The organism is Bacillus sp. FSL W7-1360, assembly GCF_038592975.1.
In the GTDB taxonomy this organism is placed as follows: Bacteria; Bacillota; Bacilli; order Bacillales; family Bacillaceae_D; genus Shouchella; species Shouchella lonarensis.
This window is the reverse complement of the sequence record NZ_CP151950.1, coordinates 2,092,034-2,111,672: the sequence shown is the minus strand read 5'-3', so window position 1 is coordinate 2,111,672 and position 19,639 is coordinate 2,092,034. Positions and strand designations below refer to the sequence as shown.

The window sequence follows — 19,639 nt, the reverse complement described above, 5'->3', positions numbered from 1 at the left end:
ATGGCAAAGGGGGTGTCTAGATGAGTGATTTGCTCTCGGATCGTATTCCGCCGCAAAATATTGAAGCAGAGCAAGCGGTGTTAGGTGCATGTTTTTTAGCTGGACAAGCAGTGACAACAGCAAGTGAACGACTGTTACCAGAAGATTTTTACCGGGTCAGTCATCAACGGATTTATGAGGTAATGCTTGATTTAGCGGAAAGAGGAGAACCGGTTGATCTTGTGACTGTTACATCGACGTTGCAAGATCGAGGGTGGTTAGATGAAATTGGTGGTGTCACGTATTTAACAGATCTCGCTAATGCGGTTCCGACAGCAGCAAATGTTGAGTACTATAGTAGAATTTTAGAAGAAAAGTCATTGCTACGTCGCCTCATTCGTGCAGCAACAAATATTGCGAAAAACGGTTACGCGAGTGAAGAAGAAGTTGATGCCATTTTAGACGAAGCTGAAAAAGCCATTTTAGATGTGTCTCATCGTAAAAATAGTGGTAGTTTTGTTTCGATCAAAGATGTACTTGTTGAGACGTATGATCGGATTGAAATGTTACAAAAAACGCGTGGCGACATTACTGGTTTAGCGACTGGGTTTTCCGAATTAGATACAATGACCGCCGGGTTCCAGCGGAGTGACTTGATTATTGTCGCTGCTCGTCCATCAGTCGGAAAAACGGCGTTTGCTTTAAACATCGCCCAAAATGTTGCGACAAAATCAGATGTAAATATTGCGATTTTTTCACTGGAGATGGGGGCAAGTCAACTCGTGACGCGGATGCTTTGTGCAGAAGGAAATATCGACGCACAACGGATGCGTACAGGCGCCCTCGAAGAAGAGGATTGGCAAAAGCTAACGATGGCGATGGGGTCGCTTTCGCGTGCAGGTATTTATATTGATGATTCTCCCGGTGTGAAAGTGAGTGACATTCGGGCAAAATGCCGGCGTTTGCAGCAAGAAAAAGGTTTAGGGCTCATTTTAATTGATTATTTACAGTTAATACAAGGGCACGGGCGAAGCGGTGAAAATCGCCAGCAAGAAGTCTCTGAGATTTCACGTACATTAAAAGCGATTGCCCGTGAATTAGACGTTCCGGTTATTGCGCTTTCTCAGCTTTCCCGTGGGGTAGAATCTCGCCAAGATAAGCGCCCAATGATGTCTGATATTCGTGAGTCGGGAAGTATTGAGCAAGATGCTGATATTGTTGCGTTCCTGTACCGTGATGATTATTATGATAAAGAGACTGAGAATCAAAACATCATTGAAATTATTATTGCTAAGCAGCGAAATGGTCCAGTTGGAACTGTAGAACTCGCTTTTATTAAGGAATATAACAAGTTTGTCAACTTGGAGCGACGGCATGAGGAGCAAGGCATGCCATCAGGTGCATAACGGTGACTATTTTGGTACAATGTGAAAAAGGATGAGGGGGCGTACGTAAATGTTAGACGTAAAGAAATTGCGCACGGAATTTGCGCAAGTAAAAGTAGCATTAGAAAAGCGCGGTGGAACGATTGAAGGATTGGATCGGTTCAGCTCCCTTGATGAAGAGCGGCGCGCGCTTATTCAAACAGTTGAGTCACTAAAACAAAAACGTAACGATGTTTCAGATCAAATTGCGGTGTTAAAAAAAGAAAAGCAAGATGCAACAGCGTTGATCCAAGAGATGAAACACGTATCAGAAGATATTAAAGCACATGATACACGCTTGCGTTCATTGGATGAAGCGTTACAATTGTTACTACTGTCGTTACCGAATATCCCTCAAGACACTGTGCCAGTTGGTGCCACTGAAGAAGAAAATCGAGAAGAGCGTAAGTGGGGTGAGGTGCCGACTTTTGACTTCACTCCAAAGCCGCACTGGGAAATTGGTACTGAACTTGGTATTTTAGATTTCGAACGGGCCGCAAAAATTACAGGTAGTCGCTTCATCGTTTATCGCGGGCTTGGCGCACGACTGGAGCGGGCATTAATCAATCTCATGATGGACATGCATGTAACAGAACATGGTTATGAAGAAGTACTTCCTCCTTATATGGTGAACCGTGCTAGTATGGTTGGCACTGGGCAATTACCAAAATTCGCCGAGGATTCTTTTATGATTCGTGAAGAGGATTATTTTTTAATCCCAACGGCGGAAGTACCGGTCACCAATTTTCATCGAGATGAAATTTTAACAGCAGCACAACTGCCAATTGCTTATAATGCATATAGCACAAATTTCCGTTCTGAAGCGGGTTCAGCTGGTCGGGACACGCGTGGGATCATTCGTCAACACCAATTCAATAAAGTTGAACTCGTGCGTTTTTCTTTACCCGAGGATTCAAACGAACAACTAGAATTGATGACCAGTCATGCCGAAAACGTGTTGAAACGGTTGGAACTGCCGTACCGCATTGTGACATTGTGTACCGGCGATTTAGGATTCGGCTCTACAAAAACGTATGACCTAGAAGTGTGGGTACCAAGTGCTGGGGAATATCGCGAAATTTCTTCTTGCTCGAACATGGGAGACTTCCAAGCTCGGCGTGCGAATATTAAATTTCGCCGGGAACAAGGTGGTAAACTAGAGTTTGCGCATACATTAAATGGCTCAGGTTTAGCGGTGGGACGAACGGTTGTGGCGATTCTGGAGAATTATCAGCAAGCCGATGGATCCGTTGTTATTCCGGAAGCATTGCGTCCTTATATGGGGAATGTAGATGTCATTCAAATGCAGGGCTAAAGTAAATATTTGCGTAAAAAAACCTGGAAAGCTGATGCTCTCCAGGTTTTTTTACGCTTCAGGCTCCTGATCCTAACCTAAGAAATCAATATGCAGGCTTTCGCTCACCAGAAGTAATTTCCTCCATGTAATGGCAAGCGCCTGTATGTCCGTCTTTCATGTTTTCTGTCGTGCGTAGCACAGGCGTATCAGTTTTACACTTTTCTCCGGCGAATGGACAACGTGTATGGAAGCGACAACCAGTCGGTGGATCGATTGGCGAAGGGACGTCGCCTTTTAAAATGATACGTCCGCGGTCACCGCCTGGTTCTGGCTTTGGAATGGCTGACAATAATGCTTTTGTATATGGGTGTTGTGGGTTGTCAAAGACAGACTTTTTGTCGCCCATTTCAACGATACGCCCAAGATACATGACTATGACGCGGTCAGAAATATGACGTACGACCCCTAAATCATGAGAAATAAACAAGTACGTTAATTTTAACTCGCGCTGGAGCTTTTTAAGCAAGTTAATGACTTGCGCTTGGATGGATACGTCTAGTGCTGACACCGCTTCATCACAAATGATGAGTTTCGGGTCTACAGCAAGGGCGCGGGCAATGCCGACCCGTTGTCTTTGTCCACCACTAAACTCATGTGGAAAGCGGTCAATTTGGTGTTCACCAAGCCCAACGGTTTTCATGAGTTCTCGAATGCGGCGGTCGTGCTCTTTTGATGGTGCAATATTTTGGATCGTCATCGCTTCAGACAAAACTTGTCGGACTGTTTGTCTTGGATTAATTGATGCATAAGGGTCTTGGAAAATGATTTGCAAATCTTTTCTTTTTGCCCGCATTTGCCTGCGGTTAAGAGAAAGCAAGTCTTCGCCTTGAAAGGTAATCTCTCCGCTAGTTGGTTCATCAAGACGCAAAATTGCGCGACCAGTTGTGGATTTCCCACAGCCAGATTCTCCGACAATAGAAACCGTTTCCCCTTCATCAATAGAGAAAGTAATATCGTCAACTGCTTTGACGTGATTGACAGTGCGTCCGAGAAAACCGCCTTTAATTGGGAAGTATTGTTTTAAATGTTTAACTTTGAGTAGCGTATTCGTCACGTACATTCACCTCCGGGCCGTCCCATTTATCTGTATAGATCCAACAACGGACTTGTCGGTGGTCGTCTTCTACTTCTAAATACGGAAGTTCCTTACAAACTTCGCGCGCAAATGGACAGCGTGGTGCAAAACGACAACCGTTTGGCATATCTGCTGGTGCAGGGACAGCGCCTTTAATAATGGCCAGATCGCCTTCAATGTCTGTATCATGTCGCGGAAGAGATTTCATCAGTCCTACTGTGTAAGGGTGTTTCGGTTTCGCAAATAAGTCTTCTACGGTTGCAAATTCAACGACTTGTCCACCGTACATGACAGCGACATGGTCACATGTTTCGGCGACAACACCGAGATCATGAGTAATCATAATGACTGACATGCCGAGTCGTGTTTGTAAGTCTTTAATAAGCTCTAAAATTTGTGCTTGAATGGTGACATCAAGTGCTGTCGTTGGTTCATCAGCAATGAGTAACTCAGGATTGCAGGCAAGTGCGATCGCAATCATGACACGTTGACGCATCCCCCCTGACAGCTCAAACGGATACTGATCAATACGCTTTTTTGGTGATGGGATGCCAACAAGTTCCAACATTTCAATCGCGCGTTGACGTGCTTCTTTTTTAGAAATGTTTTCATGGATGAGATATGACTCAATAATTTGTTGCCCGACAGTAAATGTAGGATTTAATGACGTCATCGGTTCTTGAAAAATCATGGAAATTTGGTTTCCACGTATACGGCGCATTTCAGCTGGTTTTTTGTTTGTTAAGTCTTCACCGTGAAAAAGAATTTCTCCACCGACAATTTTTCCTGGATGAGAGAGTAAATTTAAGATGGATAAAGAAGTAATGCTTTTTCCAGAGCCAGATTCACCAACGATACCAAGTGTTTTTCCTTTTGGTACATCAAATGTGACCCCATCTACTGCTTTTACTTCTAACTCTTTTGTGAAAAACGATGTTCGCAAATCCCGAACTTGTAAAATCGCATCGTTTGCCAATGGTTCCACACCTTTCTATTTGTGCTAAAGAGACGTATATTAATCTATGTCAACACGTTTATTGACAAATCGATAAGCAATATCAACAAGCAAATTGACAAGCACGAAGCAGAGGGCAGCAATTAAAATACCTGCTTGCATAACCGGGAAGTCACGCGTCGTAATTGCATCAAGGATGAGGCGCCCCATGCCATTAATCGCAAAGACACTTTCTGAAAGAACGGCGCCACCAAGTAATCCCCCAAAACTGATACCAACAACGGTAATGACAGGGATAAGGGCATTTTTTAGCGCGTGTCGATAGATGACATAACGTTCTTTTACGCCTTTGGCACGGGCGGTACGAATATAGTCTTGATGAATGACTTCTAGCATGCTGGATCGCGTCATTCGGGCGATAATGGCTGCACCTGAGACGCCAAGCATGACAACAGGTAAGACGAGTTGATCGATCGATCCCCAGCCGGACGGTTTGAACCATGTCGTATCAATAAAGGGAAGATCACCGATAATCGGGATATTTCCAAGTGCAAACCATTGAATGAGGATGAGTCCGAGCCAGAAATTTGGCATGGACATTCCAAACAGTGCTGCAACCATAATGGCTGAGTCTGTGAACGTCCCACGTTTTGTTGCTGAAATGACACCAGCAATCAAGCCGAGGAAGACACTGAGAATGGTACTATATAAGGCCAGTTCGAAGGTGATACCAAGCCTTGGAAAAATTAAATCTGAAACAGGTTGTCCGCTCCGAATCGACGTACCGAAGTCAAGTTGAATGAGGTTTGCCATATAACGAAAATATTGCACAGGGTAGGGCTGATCAAGACCAAGCCGCTTATTTAAAGCTTCAATTTGTTCAGGTGTTGCTGATTCTCCAGCCAGAACTTGTGCAGGATCACCAGGGATAAAATGCATCAGGGCAAATACGAGAATCGTAACACCAATAACAACAGGAATAAGCTGCAGTAAGCGGCGAACGAGAAATTTTAGCATAGGTACACCTCTTTTCTAGTTTTTCAATTTAGGATCTAACGCGTCACGTAAGCCGTCACCGAAAATATTAAAGGCGAGCACAAAAAGCGCAATCGCAATACCTGGTGCGTACGTTAAATGTGGGGCATCGTACATGTAAGAACGACCAGCATTTAACATCGCACCCCATTCAGGTGAAGGTGGTTGTGCGCCGAGTCCGAGAAAAGAGAGCCCCGCTGCGGCAAGTACGCCGGTAGCAATCGATAACGTTGTTTGTACAATAAGTGGTGATAAAACGTTTGGTAAAATGTGCTTAATAATAATGCGGGTATCACTTGCACCGAGTGCTTTTACGGCGTCAATGTATTCAAGTTTTTTCACTGCTAAAGTTGAGCCTCGGGCAATACGAGCAAAGACAGGGAAGGAGCCAATGGCAATCGCATAAATGACATTTTCTAGCCCTGGTCCAAGTGTTGCAACAATGGCAAGAGCCAAAATAATACCTGGAAAGGCAAGGAATACATCAACAATTCGCATGATAATCGTATCTGTTTTCCCACCATAATATCCGGAAATGATCCCAAATGTTGTGCCAACAATACCCGCCAGTGCAACAGAACCGAATCCGATGATGAAAGTAATACTCATCCCGTGTAAAATACGTGAGAGGACGTCTCGACCAAAAGCATCTGTGCCAAACCAAAACTCTGCTGAGGGACCTTGTAATTTCACGGCAAAATTTTGTTCGTTTAAACTTTGAGGCGCAATGTATGGTCCGATAATTGCTAAAATGCCCAGTAAAATAATGAGTGAGCCGCCAACAATCGCTGACTTATTTGTGATCAGTCGACCGAAAAATGCTTTCCAGCTTTTCACAAAGGGTCGTTCTGATGCCATCGGTGCTGGCTGAATTTCTGTTTGCCGAGCCATATTCAACTCCCTTTCTCAATGAATTCATGATTGTTTGCGCATCCATAACGGAGGCAAACAACAGTGATAAGGTATAGATTTGTACATAATTTTGTCTCATTATACACTACCTTGTCTGTGAAACATAGTCTTGTGAAGAAGTTTTCACACGAAATAGTGAGATTCATTGCAACCAACTGTCTATTCCTGTTTCTTGTTAGAGGCAATGTTGTGAATGCGTCTATTTATAACTAGTTTTGTCATATTAGAGAAATATCTGAAAAAGGTGTTGCGTACTTGTCCACGTCTGTGTTAAAGTTTGGTCACAAGAAATCATTTTGGACGGAGAAGGGAAGAGGCGCTATGAAACTAAAAAATGTTCGATTAATTCATTTAATGTGTGTCGCTTTGTTTTCATTCGTTTTCACTGCGTGTTCTAGTGAGCCAACAGACTCAGGCCAAGTCGGGCAGCCAGAGCAAGGAGAAAGCACGACCGAAAAAGAACTTCGTATTTCAATGCTATCAGAAATTGTTTCGCTGGACGTGCATGGTGCCAATGATACGTATTCTTCTAACATGACGTCGCAAATCTATGAAACGTTACTAAACCATGATGAAGATCTTGCGCTTACACCAGGACTTGCAAAGTCATACGAACAAATCGATGAAACAACGTGGGAATTTCAACTAGAGAAAGACGTTAAATTTCATGACGGCACCCCGTTTACTGCAGAGGCCGTAAAAGCAAACTTTGATCGTGTATTAGACCCTGCTGTCGCATCTCAACGTGCGTTTTTATTTACGATGATTGATGAAGTAGAGGTCATCGATGATCATACGGTGCGTTTCCACACAGAATACCCGTTTGCGCCACTCCCGTCCCATTTAGCGCACACAGGCGCAGCCATCATGAGTCCAAAAATGATTGCCGAAGATTATGAGGAGATGGCCAAAGGGAAAGACCCTGGGTTCGTTATTAATAAGCAAGCAATTGGAACCGGTATGTTCAAGTTTGATGAGTGGAAACGTGGTGAGTCGGTTCGCTTAGTAAAAAATAATGATTATTGGGGCGAGCCAGCAAAGGTTGACAGTGTGTTTGTTCGGGTTGTGTCTGAGGGTGGAACGAGGATGGCTGAGTTGCAGACGGGTGATGCACATATTATTGATCCACTTAGTCCAAATGAACTCGTCCAAATAGAAGCGACAGACGGCATTCATTCCGACTCACAGGAAAGCGTCATGATTATGTACGTTGGCTTCAACACACAACATGAGTATTTAAGCAACAAAAATGTGCGTAAAGCCATTTCACTTGCACTTGATCGAAATGAGGTGCTCAAAGGTATTTATGATGAGGTTGGAATTGAAGCGCGCAGTCCGCTAGCGCCAAAAGTGTTTGGTTATGATCCGTCTGTAGCATCAAATGAGCAAAATATTGAGGAAGCAAAGCAGTTACTTGCCCAAGAAGGATTAGCGGATGGTTTTGACATCGTCTTTCACACGAGCAATGAAAAAGAACGACAAGATATTGCAACGTATGTCCAAAGTGCGCTTGAACCGCTTAATATTAACGTTAAGATCGAAGTACAAGAATGGGCATCGTTTCTTGAATTTACTGCTGAAGGGGAGCAGGAAATGTTTGTATTGAGCTGGGCAACGGTGACAGGAGATGCAGACTATGGTCTGTATGCGTTGTTCCATTCAGATAACCACGGGACAACGGGCAATCGTACGTTTACGACGGACGAGCGGTTGGATGAAAAGCTTGATCAAGCACGTAAAAGCACGGATAGCGACGAGCGACTGGCGCTATATAAGGACATTCAAAACATCATTGCTGAAGAAGCATACATTCAACCGCTCGTGCATCAAAATTATTTAGTAGGCATTCGTGATGAGGTAGAAGGTTTTTGGCAACATCCTACGCGTCGTATGATGCTTGGTGATGTTGTGATTAATGAATAACCTTCGTACAAGTCGTGCATTCACGCGAGAATAACGCGTAAGGCGTGAATGTTCGAATAAAAGGCTTGTACTTGTATTTGAAATCGGCTATAGTGAAAGAGAATGGATGTGTATCGTTTGTATTGATTGTATAAGGGGCGTAGTTGCCCCTACTGCTTCAATCATCTCGCATCATTATCCATGATAGAAGGTAATCACAAGGGGGAGAAGAGAAATGAAACCTTTGAAGAAGTCGGTTTATGGTGTATGTGCACTGGCGCTTGCTGTTGGTTTAGCAGCTTGTAGTAGTGAACCTACTGATGATGGTAAGAAAAAAGAAGGAGAAGGCAACGGTGCTGCTGGCAGTGGTGAAGGCGGCGATCTTGTGATTGCGATGATGTCGGCTCCGGTAAATCTAGACCCACATGGTGTAGGGGATGTAGCGTCTTCACAAATACAGGACCTCATCTATGAGCGCTTGATCCAGTTTGATGAAAACCGGGAACTTGAACCAGTTCTTGCAAAAGATTGGAAAGAAGAAGGAAACAAATTGACATTTGAATTGCAAGAAGGAATCAAATTCCATGATGGTGAAGACTTCAATGCCGAAGTCGTGAAAAAGAATATTGAGCGGATTAAGGACGAAGATTTGGCTTCTCAGCGTGCGTTCTTATTCGAAAAAGTTTCAGAAATCAATGTGCTCGGTGACTATGAAATTGAATTCGTGACAGAAGAGCCGTTTGTGCCGTTAGTTTATAGTTTTGCGCATAGTGGTGGATCGATGATTAGTCCAGCTTCAATTGATGCGGACTATGAAGCAATCGAAGCTGGGGCAAAACCATATACAAAAGTGAGTGAAAAACCAGCGGGGACAGGTTACTTCAAGTATGATTCTGGAGTGGCAGGTTCCAGTGAGATTGTGTTAAAGAAAAATGAAGACTACCGTGATGGGCCACCGAAATTGGATTCAGTCACATTTAAACACGTGAAAGAAGCGAGTACACGACTTGCGGAAGTAGAGTCTGGTAATTCTCATATTGCTGATAGTGTCGAAGTATCTTTATTGAACCAGCTAGATAACATGCAAGGTGCACATTTGAGTGTGACGGATGGTATTGCTGGATCTTATTATGGTTTTAATGCGAAGAAAAAGCCTTTTGATAACCCGGATGTGCGACGTGCGATTGCAATGGCGATTGACAACAAAGTGATTGTCGATAACATTTGGAATGGCCAAGCGATATTACCGACTGGGCCAATTCCTCCAGGGGTATTTGGATATGACGAGAGTATCCAACCATTACCATATGACCCAGAAAAAGCAAAAGAGTTGTTAGATAAGGCGGGTGTTAAGGACTTATCGTTTTCTATCACAACAAATGACAATCCACAACGGAAAGCGACTGCAGAGTATATGCAAAGTGAGTTAGGCAAACTTGGTATCAATGTAGAAGTGAAGGAGCAAGAATGGGCAACCTTCCTTGAAGCAACTGCAAATGGTGAGCACGATATGTTCATTCTTGGATGGGGCGCTGCAACAGGCGATGGCGACTATGCGTTAGAACCGTTGTTCCACACCGATCGCCAAGGTGCACCAGGAAATCGCTCGTTCTACTCAAATACAGAACTTGATGAGATTCTAGATCAAGCAGCTCGTGAAGAAGACGAGAAGGTACGGTTAGACTTGTATAAGAAAGCGCAAGAAATCGTCATTGAAGACGCACCGGTTGTTTACACGAATTACACGAAGTACTTGAAAGGTATTCGTGATGAAGTGAAGAATGTACGCGTCGATGCTGATGATAAGTATAACTTGTACGAAACTTACATTGAGAAATAAGAAAGATAAAAACCGCTGAGAGGCGGTTTTTCTTTTGGACTTGATGTGGTTAGTGTACTATTTTATGGGGTTTTCATGTCATGTATTTCATATATGTCACATATAAATCAGGTAGTGCGCGTAACTGTTTGTACCACCGGAATTTATTTTTAAATATTGGAAATATTTTTGGGAGGAAAATACAAATGGGAACGAACAAAAAATGGTTGTATGCATTCTCGGCGCTTGTATTTGCGGTCGTTTTAGCATCTTGCAGCGGTAGTTCTACAGATAAAAACGCTAACAGTTCTGAGGGTGGTAGCCTCGTTATTGCGATGTCATCAGAAATCCCAGGGCTTGATCCGCATCAAATTAATGACATTCCATCAACGCAAGTACAAGACCAGATTTATGAAACACTTGTGACGCTTAACCGCGAGATGGAACTAGAGCCAGTGCTGGCAAAGTCATGGGAGGTCAATGAAAACAAACTAACGTTTCAATTGCGTGAAGGAGTAAAGTTTCACGACGGAGAACCATTTAATGCCGAAGCAGTGAAGAAAAATATTGAACGTATTATGGATGAGCAAATTTCATCCTTACGCGCTTTCTTGTTTGAAGAAATCAAAGAAATCAATGTTATTGATAATTATGAAATTGAATTTGTGACAGAAGAACCGTTTGCGCCACTCATTTATAGTTTTGCTCATAGTGGTGGTAGCATGATTAGTCCAGCGATGATTGATGCAGATTACGAAGCGATGAAAAATGGTGAGCAACCATTCGTGACTGTCAATAAAAATCCAGTAGGAACAGGCTATTTTAAATATGAGTCCGGTGTGCCTGGAACATCCGCAATTGTGTTGAAAAGGAATGAAGATTACTGGGGAGAAAAAGCTAAGCTTGATTCAGTCACATTTAAAACGGTTTCAGAAGGTGGCACCCGCATTGCTGAGGTTTTTACCGGTGATTCCCATGTAGCTGAACCAGTTGACATTTCAAATGTGTCACAGTTAGAAGCGAATAGTGATGCTGATTTACTTATCACAGATGGCATTTCGGCTTCAAACTACGGATTTCATGTGGAAAAAGAACCATTTGATAATCCTGATGTTCGGCGAGCGATTGCGATGGCGATTGACAATGAAGCAATTTTGGAAAACATTATGGATGGTTATGGGCAAATTGCAAGTGGACCGATTCCTCCAGGTGTCTTCGGTTATGATGAATCAATTGAACCAATTCCATACGATCCAGAAGCAGCTAAACAGTTATTGGCTGACGCTGGGGTTGAAAACTTATCGGTCAAGATCATGACAAATGATAACAATGAGACCCGACTGCAAATGGCGGAGTATATGCAAAGTGCCTTAGGAGAAATTGGTGTTGATGTTGAAGTCGTGTCGCAAGAGTGGGCGACTTATCTTGAAAGTACTGGTAATGGCGAGCATGAAATGTTTATCCTCGGTTGGACGTCACTCACTGGTGATGCTGATTATGCCATGGCTCCGCTTTACCATACAGATAAGGCTGGTGCACCAGGAAACCGATCGTTTTATTCAAACAAGGAGCTTGATCAAATTCTAGAGGAAGCAGCTCGTGAGTTAGATGAGAATAAGCGCTTGGCTCTCTATAAAAAGGCGCAGGAAATTGCCATCGAAGAATTGCCGCTTGTGTATACGACGTATTCCCAGTATTTGAATGCGGTTCGGAAGGAAGTAAAAGATTTTTATCGTTCTGCTGATGGGAAGATCCTTTTGCATGAGACGTATATTGAGGAGTAAGTAATGGAAAAAGGCCAATTAGGGATGAAAGATTTCACCCAAGAAGCATTGGCACGGGAAATTGGCGTAACGAGGCAAACGATTGGTTTAATTGAATCTGGAAAATATAATCCAAGTTTAGAGTTGTGTTTATCAATTTGTCATGTGCTTGATAAAACATTGGATCAATTGTTGTGGCGAGAGAAAGGCCATGAAACATAAAAAAGCGCCATTTGTTCTCTGCTTCGAGACAAATGGCACTTTTTTATGTTTGGACACGCGCTTGCAAGTCTTCCACAATCCGGCTGACAGCATGAGAAGCACTGCTTGCACTCATTGTTTCAATAAACAGTTGGCGGTTGTCGTATAATGAATGAATTTCTTTCATTAGTGAGTCCGTTGTTAAGTACTCTTCTTCAAGCATGGAAGCATAACCATTTTTTACAAATGATTGTGCGTTTAAAATTTGATCGCCACGACTTTGCGATCTAGGTAAGGGGATGATCAACATCGGGATGTGTAAAGCAAGAAATTCAAAGATGGCATTAGAGCCTCCGCGCGTGACGACAAGATCGGTCATTTGCAAAATGTGTGGTAAGTCTTCGTGTACATATTCGTATTGTTGATACCCACGCTTGCCTTTTAGTGTAGGATCGACGTTGCCTTTGCCGCAAATATGAATGACTTGATACGTCTGCGTGAGCGAGTCGAGCGCTTCGCGGATGACGTCATTAATTTTACCAGCGCCAAGGCTGCCACCCATGACAAGTAGCGTAGGACGTTCGCGACTAAAATGGGTCAAATGTAATCCTTGTTGACGAGTGCCAGTGAATAGGTCGGGGCGAATCGGCGAGCCGACGACGGTTGTTGAACTTTCAGGAAAATATGCGGCAGTCTCGGCAAATGATGTGTAAAACGTTTTGGCAAAATGTTTTGCGAGACGATTAGCTAGCCCTGGTGTAAAGTCACTCTCATGTAAGTGGACAGGAATGCCGAGCGAGGAGGCTGCGGCGACGACAGGGACAGTGACAAAGCCCCCTTTCGAAAAGACGACATGTGGTTTTTCGCGTTTTAAAATCTTTCGTGCTTGAAAAAAACCTTTTGCAACACGAAAAAGGTCAGTGAAGTTTTTTCTGTCCATGTAACGACGCAATTTACCGCTCGCAATTCCGTAGTAACGAACGGCGTTCTTTTCGATGAGTTCTTTTTCGATGCCTTCGTGTGAGCCGATGTAGGCGATGTCCCAAGACTCATCAAGTGCCTGCATAATGGCGAGATTCGGTGTGACATGCCCCGCAGAACCACCACCGGTAAAAATAACTTTTTTCATAGAGACCCTTTCCTTTTCAAAAAAGTAGTTGATTTAAACAAAGAGTTGTACGAGTAAATCTAATGCAATGACACAGATAAAACCTATGCCAATAAAAACGGTGAGCACTAAAAATGCGCGCCACAATTTGACTTGTTGTGCCTCTGCCAAAGCAATGAGGAAGACAACAATTATCCACACATTGGCAATGCCGATAAGGAACGAGTACGCTTGCAAGATTGGTGTCATTGTAGCCGATTTAAAAAAGTGGAGATTGAGTGCAATGATGGTAAAGTAACCGACTTTAAAAAAACCAAGTAGAATCCCCGGCATAAATAAAGCGAATAACAACGATTTCCGTGTGGCCGTCACATTACCGTTACCGCCATATAATGAACCGATGCGGCCAACAAGTGCACCTGCTCCATAATATAGAATAGGGCCAAAGAATGAACCTATGATACCGATAAGGAAAAGCTGGAACAACGAAATTTCTCCAAGGAGTGTAAACGTTTGAAGTCGTTGATAGGATAGCGTGGTTAAAAACCCAAATATCAATGATAAAATAACGACGGCTCTTTTATGTAAGTCGTGCGTAAGTGCATCACGAATGACCGCTCTGGGGCGTAGCCAAATGTATGTCCACGGGTTTGGTGTGTGCAATCGATCACCTTCTTTTCTTCCGCTATTTTGTTTATCATACCATGTTATACTAAAAGAGCTCAATGCCATCTTTATTTGGTTGCTGTCAGTGCTGGAAAAAATCGCTCATAATGCGTATGATAAGGATAGATGATTTTGAAATGGCTAGCAGGATGAAAAGGGGAGATCAAGTTGCCGACGTTATCCATTCTCGGTTTAGGCGCAGGAGAGTTATCACAATTACCGTTAGGGTTGTACCGGACACTCAAGCAGGCAGATATATTGTTTGTGCGTACAGCGGATCACCCAGTATTAATCGAACTTGCTGCAGAAGGGGTGCAGTATGTATCTTTTGACGAGATATATGAAAGGCATGAGCAATTTGAAGATGTGTATAAAGAGATTGCAAGTCAATTGTTACAAGAGGCGCAGCAACGCGATATTTTATACGCGGTACCAGGGCACCCGTTTGTCGCAGAACGAACGGTTCAGTTATTACATGAACAAGCGGCTCATGCACAAGTGACATTAAAGGTACTTGGTGGTGCCTCGTTTTTAGATGCAATGTACAGTGCCCTTGCAGTAGATCCCATTGACGGTTGTCAAATCGTTGATGGCACTGCATTAAAACAAGATGAGCTGCAACTGACGCAACATATCATCATTGTACAAGTGTATGATGCGTTGATTGCTTCTGATGTCAAGCTTACGTTAATGGCGCGCTTGCCCGACGATTATGAAGTGATCATTGCCACAGCAGTGGGTACCGCTAGTGAATCAATTACTCGTGTACCATTGTATGCGCTTGACCGTCACGCAACATTGAACAATTTAACCGCTGTGTATGTACCTCCGGTGAAAGAAGAGGTGCTTTTATATCAAGACTTTGCTTATCTCCGCCGAGTGATTGCCACGTTACGCGGTCCGAATGGTTGCCCTTGGGATCGAAAACAAACGCATATGTCGCTTAAAAAATATTTGTTAGAGGAAGCGTATGAGGTGTTTGCGGCGATTGACGAGGAGGACGATGAACACCTTGTTGAAGAATTAGGAGATGTATTACTTCAAGTGTTGCTCCATGCTCAAATTGGTGAGGACGAGGGTTATTTCTCTGTTGATGATGTAATTGGCACATTAACGGAAAAGATGATTCGCCGTCATCCGCATGTGTTTGCAGAAAATACGCTTGAGACAGCAGACGAGGTTGCTGCGCAGTGGGAAGAAATTAAGAAGACAGAACAAGGCACAAAAGCGGCGAAGACGGTGCCAAAAAGTTTGCCAGCGCTCATGCGTGCAGAGGAAATCGTCAAGCGCACCGCCGTGCAGACCGGTGTGTGGGCGCAGTTAACAGAGCAGCTTGCAGTACTGCACGATATAAAAGGTACGAGCGACAGTCGTATGTTAGAGAAATCTCTTGGAGAAATGTTCATTGCTGTAGTGCAAGTTGCCCGACATGAAAATATTTCCCCGGAAATGGCATTGCAAAACGCATTAGATGCATTAATAGATTGAAATAAGGGAGAGAACGTAAATGAGACTAGATAAATTTTTAAAAGTATCGCGGTTAATTAAACGTCGTACGTTAGCAAAAGAAGTGAGTGAACAAGGAAGAATTTCTGTAAATGGACAAGTTGCAAAAGCAAGTACGGTCATAAAGGCAGGGGATGAACTAGTCATTCGTTTTGGCCAAAAATTTGTGACCATGCGAATTGATGACGTCCGTGAACATACAAGAAAAGAGGAAGCGGGTGAAATGTATACAATTGTAAAAGAAGAAACAATCTCGTCCGAGTGAGGACGAGATTGGGATTTTCTTATGCTGTGCGAGTCTATCTTGATAACCCCATTTTGCTCTCTACCTTTTGGAGTGTTTGTTCTGCTAAAGCATGTGCTTTTTCCGCACCTTCATTTAAAACTGTATCGACAATAGGGTCATCCATTAATTTCTTATGTTCCTCTTGGAGGGGGGCAAGTGTTTCTGTGATGATTTCTGCCAAATCTTTTTTGAAGTCACCGTAGCCTTTACCATCATAAGCAGCGGTCATGGTATCCATTGTTTCGTTTGTTAGTGCTGCGCGCAACGTCATTAAGTTTGAAATCCCTGGCTTATTTTCTATATCGAAACGTACAATCCCATCCGAATCAGTTTGTGCGCGCATGATTTTTTTCTTTGTTTTTGCGAGGTCTTCAAGTAAAAAGATCGTGGCTGCATTGTTTGGATCCGACTTACTCATTTTTTTAGTTGGTGTTTGTAAAGACATAATTCGGGCGCCACTTTTTGCGATAAGTGGTTCAGGAATGGAAAAAGTTTCACCGTAGCGGGCGTTAAAGCGCGCAGCTAAGTCTCGTGTTAATTCGAGATGTTGCTTCTGGTCGTCACCAACAGGAACATGTGTCGTCTGGTAGAGCAAAATATCCGCTGCCATAAGCGGTGGATAGACAAACAGTCCGGCTGGAATCGTCTCATTTTTACCGTGTTGCTGTGATTTATCTTTATACTGGGTCATCCGCTCGAGCTCGCCCATTGAAGATAAACATGTCATAATCCAAGCAAGTGCAGCATGAGCTCGTACTTCCGATTGAATGAAAATCGTTGCTTTCTTTGGATCAATGCCAATTGCCATGTAGAGTGCAGCAAGTTTACGTGCACTTTGTTTTAGTTCATCTGGCTTTTGGGGGACAGTAATCGCGTGCTGATTCACAACGCAAAACAAGCAATTGTGTGTGTCTTGATAAGTAACAAAACGTCGCATGGCACCGATATAGTTGCCAATCGTCATTTCACCTGAAGGTTGTACACCTGAAAAAATTGTTGACATGGATAAATCCTCCTCTATCTGCATGTTGATCTTGGGGGCCGCGCCGTAAAACACAAAAAAAGCCCATTCGCCATAAGGGACGAATCGACCGTGGTGCCACCCTTGTTGCCTTTTACAAGGCCACTTTCTGTGACATATCGGGTCACATTGCCGTCAGCGTTAAGCCGAAGCGCTCAAAAGTCCATTCTGTTATCTGCCGCCACTTGTTTACACCACCCACAAGCTCTCTATGAGACGGAAAGATACATACTCTTCTTTTTTCATCGCGCACGCGTTTTTTAGTATTTTAGCATAAGATAAGAGCAGATGCAAGGAAATGCGTTTCTTCAGCATTAATTAATAGGATGTAGCAAGGTCGTTTACACGCATTGCTACATCCGAGTTTTAACAGTTTAGTTAAGTCTTTCAATATTCTTTTTAGCGATATCTACCATGTTTAGATCATAGATTTGTGCTAACCATTTTAAGGCGTACATGACACGGTTTGTATAAGTATCAGGAATTTGATTAGGATCATCGGAGCTATCGTTTTCTAATAAAATACTTACTTTCTCTGCATCTTCGTGAAACATGTAAGAGATTGGATCAAAGTTAGGTGGGTTACTATGCGCATCTGCGCCAAGCATGCGATATACGTGTGACAAATGCCATAAAACGTCTCCTAGTTTTTCTCCAAGTTCATCTAAATCGATATGTTGGTCGCCCCCTCTTTGAATGATTTCTTTTACTGCGCTAACTTCTTCTAACAGGTTGGTATGATGGTGGTTAACAGTATCTCTTTCTGGGTCTGCTGCATGAGACGTGAACGCTACGTACCTTTCAAATGTCAGCGGCTTTGCCTTTTCTGTACAACCCACAACAATATCAATTGTACGTTGAATGAACTCACCGTATTCATGCTCTATTGCAAGAATTGCTTTGTACATAGCGGGTTTATTTGTTTCAAATTCATCAATAAATACGTACATTTCATCAGTAATGTCATTGCCGTCTTTGTCGACTGCCGAGAAGTTATCTTCTAAGACTTGGATTGCATCGCCACCAATTGCTACACAGATAATGTCTGGTCCAGTGATAATCGGCAGTGTTTCTGTTGCATGATTTGCTGCTAAGGCAGTTCCTGACATAAAGATAGCGATGACGGCTAGTAACGAGACAAGCCCCTTTTTAAACATAAAAACATCTCCTTTAATGATTAGTTTTAAACACTTTACACACTAACACTTTGTTATTAAACTTGCAAACAGTTTAATGGGTGCGAGACCGCGGCAGAAGGTAGCATTAAACAAAGAAAGACCTGTATAATAGGTTGCAGAAGATGATTATAGATAGAGAGGGAGAGAAAAAATGTACACAGAAATAAAAGGTGTCAAAGTATGGGGCAGCCCCCTAGAGAGTGCGGTGGACCAAGCGGTCACATGTGCGAATCACGGTGATGTGGAGCAAGTATTGTTAATGGCAGACCACCATAAAGGATACAGTCAACCTGTCGGTGGTGTGGTTGTATATCGCAATCAAATCTCACCTTCAGGGGTTGGATATGATATTGCTTGTGGAAATAAGGCAGTGAAAACGAATGTAAAGTATACCGACATGAAGGCCCACCTGCCTAGGATCATGGATGACATTGCAAAAACGGTCTCTTTTGGGGTTGGGAGGAGCAACCAAGAAAAAGTTGATCACGAACTCTTTGATGATCCTGACTGGTCTGTATATAAAGAAATAGGTAAGCAGGAGCATGACAAATTAAAATCCTTAGCTAAAAAACAGTTAGGTACAGTTGGCAGTGGGAATCACTTTGTTGATATATTTGTTGAAGAGGAGACAGATGATGTTTGGGTAGCGAATCATTTTGGTAGCCGTGGTTTTGGTCATAAAACGGCAAGTGGTTTTCTAAATTTAGCAAAGGGGCAGAAATTCTCTGACAAGGTAAAGGGTGAGCGAATGGAGGACGCGCCAACATTGCTAGATTTAGACTCTGACATTGGTGATATGTACTACCGTGCAATGCAGTTAGCAGGGAAATACGCTTACGCTGGCCGAGATTATGTCATCGGAAAAGTGTTGCAAGTTTTGCAAGCTGACGCTGTTTTTTCGGTTCATAACCACCATAACTATGCGTGGAAAGAAACGCATGGAGATGAAGAATATGTGGTTGTAAGAAAAGGGGCAACGCCATCAGCGCCGGGCCAATGGGGATTCATCGGTGGTAGTATGGGTGATATTTCCGTGGTGGTACGTGGTGTTGAGAGCGAGGAAAACCGAGAGGCATTTTATAGTACGGTTCATGGTGCTGGCCGAATCATGAGTCGAACAGAAGCTGCGGGGAAAATGAACTGGAAAACGCGGACGAGAAGCGGTGGCAAAGTGACGGTGGATCAGATGCAACAGGCCATTGATTCATATGGGGTTGAATTACGTGGCGGCGGAACGGATGAAAGTCCTTTTGTTTATAAAAAGTTAGCAAATGTATTAGACGCGCATAAAAATACATTGAGCATCGAACACGTATTGCGCCCTGTCGGTGTATGTATGGCTGGAGCAGAAGAATTTGATCCATATAAAGATTAATTTGGACGAATTTATTAACATAAATAAATAAAAAAACAACAAAATAGTTCCTTTGTGTTTATTTTGGTGGTAATATA

Annotated in this window: 17 protein-coding genes and 1 other annotated feature; of the genes, 9 read left to right on the top strand and 8 right to left on the bottom strand. The window is 43.1% G+C overall.

The annotated features are described in order from the left end of the window. The first annotated feature begins 20 nt into the window (after positions 1 to 20). Positions 21 to 1,385 carry a replicative DNA helicase gene (dnaB, locus tag NSQ26_RS10900; protein WP_499718173.1) on the top strand — a complete coding sequence of 455 codons (1,365 nt, stop codon included), beginning with the start codon at positions 21 to 23 and terminating at the stop codon, positions 1,383 to 1,385. Between the two features lie 49 nt (positions 1,386 to 1,434). Beyond that, entirely contained in the window at positions 1,435 to 2,718 is a 1,284-nt protein-coding gene (serS, locus tag NSQ26_RS10895; protein WP_499718172.1) for a serine--tRNA ligase, read from the top strand. An 85-nt stretch (positions 2,719 to 2,803) separates the two neighbouring features. On the opposite strand, the gene NSQ26_RS10890 is transcribed toward serS, so the two are convergent. The 4 genes from NSQ26_RS10890 to NSQ26_RS10875 are packed head-to-tail and all read right to left on the bottom strand — an operon-like array spanning position 2,804 to position 6,716. Next, positions 2,804 to 3,820 carry an ABC transporter ATP-binding protein gene (locus tag NSQ26_RS10890; RefSeq protein ID WP_499718171.1) on the bottom strand — a complete coding sequence of 339 codons (1,017 nt, stop codon included), beginning with the start codon at positions 3,818 to 3,820 and terminating at the stop codon, positions 2,804 to 2,806. Continuing rightward, positions 3,789 to 4,820, bottom strand: a complete 1,032-nt coding sequence (locus NSQ26_RS10885) for an ABC transporter ATP-binding protein (RefSeq protein ID WP_090776591.1) — start codon at positions 4,818 to 4,820, stop codon at positions 3,789 to 3,791. Before NSQ26_RS10885 ends, NSQ26_RS10890 begins: the two co-directional genes overlap by 32 nt. 30 nt (positions 4,821 to 4,850) lie before the next feature. Beyond that, positions 4,851 to 5,807 carry an ABC transporter permease gene (locus NSQ26_RS10880; RefSeq protein ID WP_090776592.1) on the bottom strand — a complete coding sequence of 319 codons (957 nt, stop codon included), beginning with the start codon at positions 5,805 to 5,807 and terminating at the stop codon, positions 4,851 to 4,853. A gap of 15 nt (positions 5,808 to 5,822) precedes the next feature. Continuing rightward, positions 5,823 to 6,716 (bottom strand): ABC transporter permease, encoded by an 894-nt coding sequence (locus NSQ26_RS10875; RefSeq protein WP_090776593.1) that lies wholly within the window; start codon positions 6,714 to 6,716, stop codon positions 5,823 to 5,825. Between the two features lie 342 nt (positions 6,717 to 7,058). Here NSQ26_RS10875 and NSQ26_RS10870 point away from each other — a divergent pair, with 342 nt between their 5' ends. The 4 genes from NSQ26_RS10870 (at position 7,059) to NSQ26_RS10855 (ending at position 12,443) form a co-directional block, all read left to right on the top strand. After that, positions 7,059 to 8,660 (top strand): glutathione ABC transporter substrate-binding protein, encoded by a 1,602-nt coding sequence (locus NSQ26_RS10870; RefSeq protein WP_499718170.1) that lies wholly within the window; start codon positions 7,059 to 7,061, stop codon positions 8,658 to 8,660. A 214-nt stretch (positions 8,661 to 8,874) separates the two neighbouring features. After that, positions 8,875 to 10,479, top strand: a complete 1,605-nt coding sequence (locus NSQ26_RS10865; protein ID WP_090776594.1) for a glutathione ABC transporter substrate-binding protein — start codon at positions 8,875 to 8,877, stop codon at positions 10,477 to 10,479. 185 nt (positions 10,480 to 10,664) lie between these two features. Continuing rightward, a complete protein-coding gene (locus NSQ26_RS10860) occupies positions 10,665 to 12,242 on the top strand; it encodes a glutathione ABC transporter substrate-binding protein (RefSeq protein ID WP_499718169.1) in 1,578 nt (525 codons plus the stop codon). A 3-nt stretch (positions 12,243 to 12,245) separates the two neighbouring features. Beyond that, entirely contained in the window at positions 12,246 to 12,443 is a 198-nt protein-coding gene (locus NSQ26_RS10855; RefSeq protein ID WP_499718168.1) for a helix-turn-helix transcriptional regulator, read from the top strand. Positions 12,444 to 12,486: 43 nt separating this feature from the next. On the opposite strand, the gene murG is transcribed toward NSQ26_RS10855, so the two are convergent. Both murG and NSQ26_RS10845 read right to left on the bottom strand, forming a co-directional pair. Further along, positions 12,487 to 13,551, bottom strand: a complete 1,065-nt coding sequence (gene murG, locus NSQ26_RS10850) for an undecaprenyldiphospho-muramoylpentapeptide beta-N-acetylglucosaminyltransferase (RefSeq protein WP_499718167.1) — start codon at positions 13,549 to 13,551, stop codon at positions 12,487 to 12,489. A gap of 33 nt (positions 13,552 to 13,584) precedes the next feature. Then, positions 13,585 to 14,193 (bottom strand): YIP1 family protein, encoded by a 609-nt coding sequence (locus tag NSQ26_RS10845; RefSeq protein ID WP_499718166.1) that lies wholly within the window; start codon positions 14,191 to 14,193, stop codon positions 13,585 to 13,587. A 171-nt stretch (positions 14,194 to 14,364) separates the two neighbouring features. On the opposite strand from NSQ26_RS10845, the gene yabN reads away from it, so the two are divergent. Then, entirely contained in the window at positions 14,365 to 15,684 is a 1,320-nt protein-coding gene (yabN, locus tag NSQ26_RS10840; protein WP_499718165.1) for a bifunctional methyltransferase/pyrophosphohydrolase YabN, read from the top strand. Between the two features lie 19 nt (positions 15,685 to 15,703). After that, positions 15,704 to 15,967 carry an RNA-binding S4 domain-containing protein gene (locus tag NSQ26_RS10835; protein WP_499718164.1) on the top strand — a complete coding sequence of 88 codons (264 nt, stop codon included), beginning with the start codon at positions 15,704 to 15,706 and terminating at the stop codon, positions 15,965 to 15,967. A 34-nt stretch (positions 15,968 to 16,001) separates the two neighbouring features. Here NSQ26_RS10835 and trpS read toward each other — a convergent pair whose 3' ends face one another. Together trpS and NSQ26_RS10825 are read right to left on the bottom strand one after the other, a co-directional pair. Further along, positions 16,002 to 16,991 carry a tryptophan--tRNA ligase gene (gene trpS / locus NSQ26_RS10830; RefSeq protein ID WP_499718163.1) on the bottom strand — a complete coding sequence of 330 codons (990 nt, stop codon included), beginning with the start codon at positions 16,989 to 16,991 and terminating at the stop codon, positions 16,002 to 16,004. A gap of 72 nt (positions 16,992 to 17,063) precedes the next feature. Next, positions 17,064 to 17,264, bottom strand: a binding site (T-box leader). Between the two features lie 119 nt (positions 17,265 to 17,383). Beyond that, positions 17,384 to 18,166 (bottom strand): hypothetical protein, encoded by a 783-nt coding sequence (locus NSQ26_RS10825; protein WP_499718161.1) that lies wholly within the window; start codon positions 18,164 to 18,166, stop codon positions 17,384 to 17,386. 172 nt (positions 18,167 to 18,338) lie between these two features. Here NSQ26_RS10825 and NSQ26_RS10820 point away from each other — a divergent pair, with 172 nt between their 5' ends. After that, complete coding sequence (locus tag NSQ26_RS10820) at positions 18,339 to 19,562, top strand: RtcB family protein (protein ID WP_499718160.1); 1,224 nt, start codon at positions 18,339 to 18,341, stop codon at positions 19,560 to 19,562. Positions 19,563 to 19,639: the final 77 nt, after the last annotated feature.

Bases quoted from the DNA above. Each gene is read 5' to 3' on its own strand.
- NSQ26_RS10825 (WP_499718161.1), bottom strand. From the start codon at position 18,166: ATGTTTAAAAAGGGGCTTGTCTCGTTACTAGCCGTCATCGCTATCTTT.
- NSQ26_RS10865 (WP_090776594.1), top strand. From the start codon at position 8,875: ATGAAACCTTTGAAGAAGTCGGTTTATGGTGTATGTGCACTGGCGCTT.
- dnaB (WP_499718173.1), top strand. From the start codon at position 21: ATGAGTGATTTGCTCTCGGATCGTATTCCGCCGCAAAATATTGAAGCA.
- NSQ26_RS10875 (WP_090776593.1), bottom strand. From the start codon at position 6,716: ATGGCTCGGCAAACAGAAATTCAGCCAGCACCGATGGCATCAGAACGA.
- NSQ26_RS10870 (WP_499718170.1), top strand. From the start codon at position 7,059: ATGAAACTAAAAAATGTTCGATTAATTCATTTAATGTGTGTCGCTTTG.
- trpS (WP_499718163.1), bottom strand. From the start codon at position 16,991: ATGTCAACAATTTTTTCAGGTGTACAACCTTCAGGTGAAATGACGATT.
- NSQ26_RS10835 (WP_499718164.1), top strand. From the start codon at position 15,704: ATGAGACTAGATAAATTTTTAAAAGTATCGCGGTTAATTAAACGTCGT.
- NSQ26_RS10890 (WP_499718171.1), bottom strand. From the start codon at position 3,820: ATGTACGTGACGAATACGCTACTCAAAGTTAAACATTTAAAACAATAC.
- NSQ26_RS10880 (WP_090776592.1), bottom strand. From the start codon at position 5,807: ATGCTAAAATTTCTCGTTCGCCGCTTACTGCAGCTTATTCCTGTTGTT.
- NSQ26_RS10820 (WP_499718160.1), top strand. From the start codon at position 18,339: ATGTACACAGAAATAAAAGGTGTCAAAGTATGGGGCAGCCCCCTAGAG.
- serS (WP_499718172.1), top strand. From the start codon at position 1,435: ATGTTAGACGTAAAGAAATTGCGCACGGAATTTGCGCAAGTAAAAGTA.
- NSQ26_RS10860 (WP_499718169.1), top strand. From the start codon at position 10,665: ATGGGAACGAACAAAAAATGGTTGTATGCATTCTCGGCGCTTGTATTT.
- NSQ26_RS10855 (WP_499718168.1), top strand. From the start codon at position 12,246: ATGGAAAAAGGCCAATTAGGGATGAAAGATTTCACCCAAGAAGCATTG.
- murG (WP_499718167.1), bottom strand. From the start codon at position 13,551: ATGAAAAAAGTTATTTTTACCGGTGGTGGTTCTGCGGGGCATGTCACA.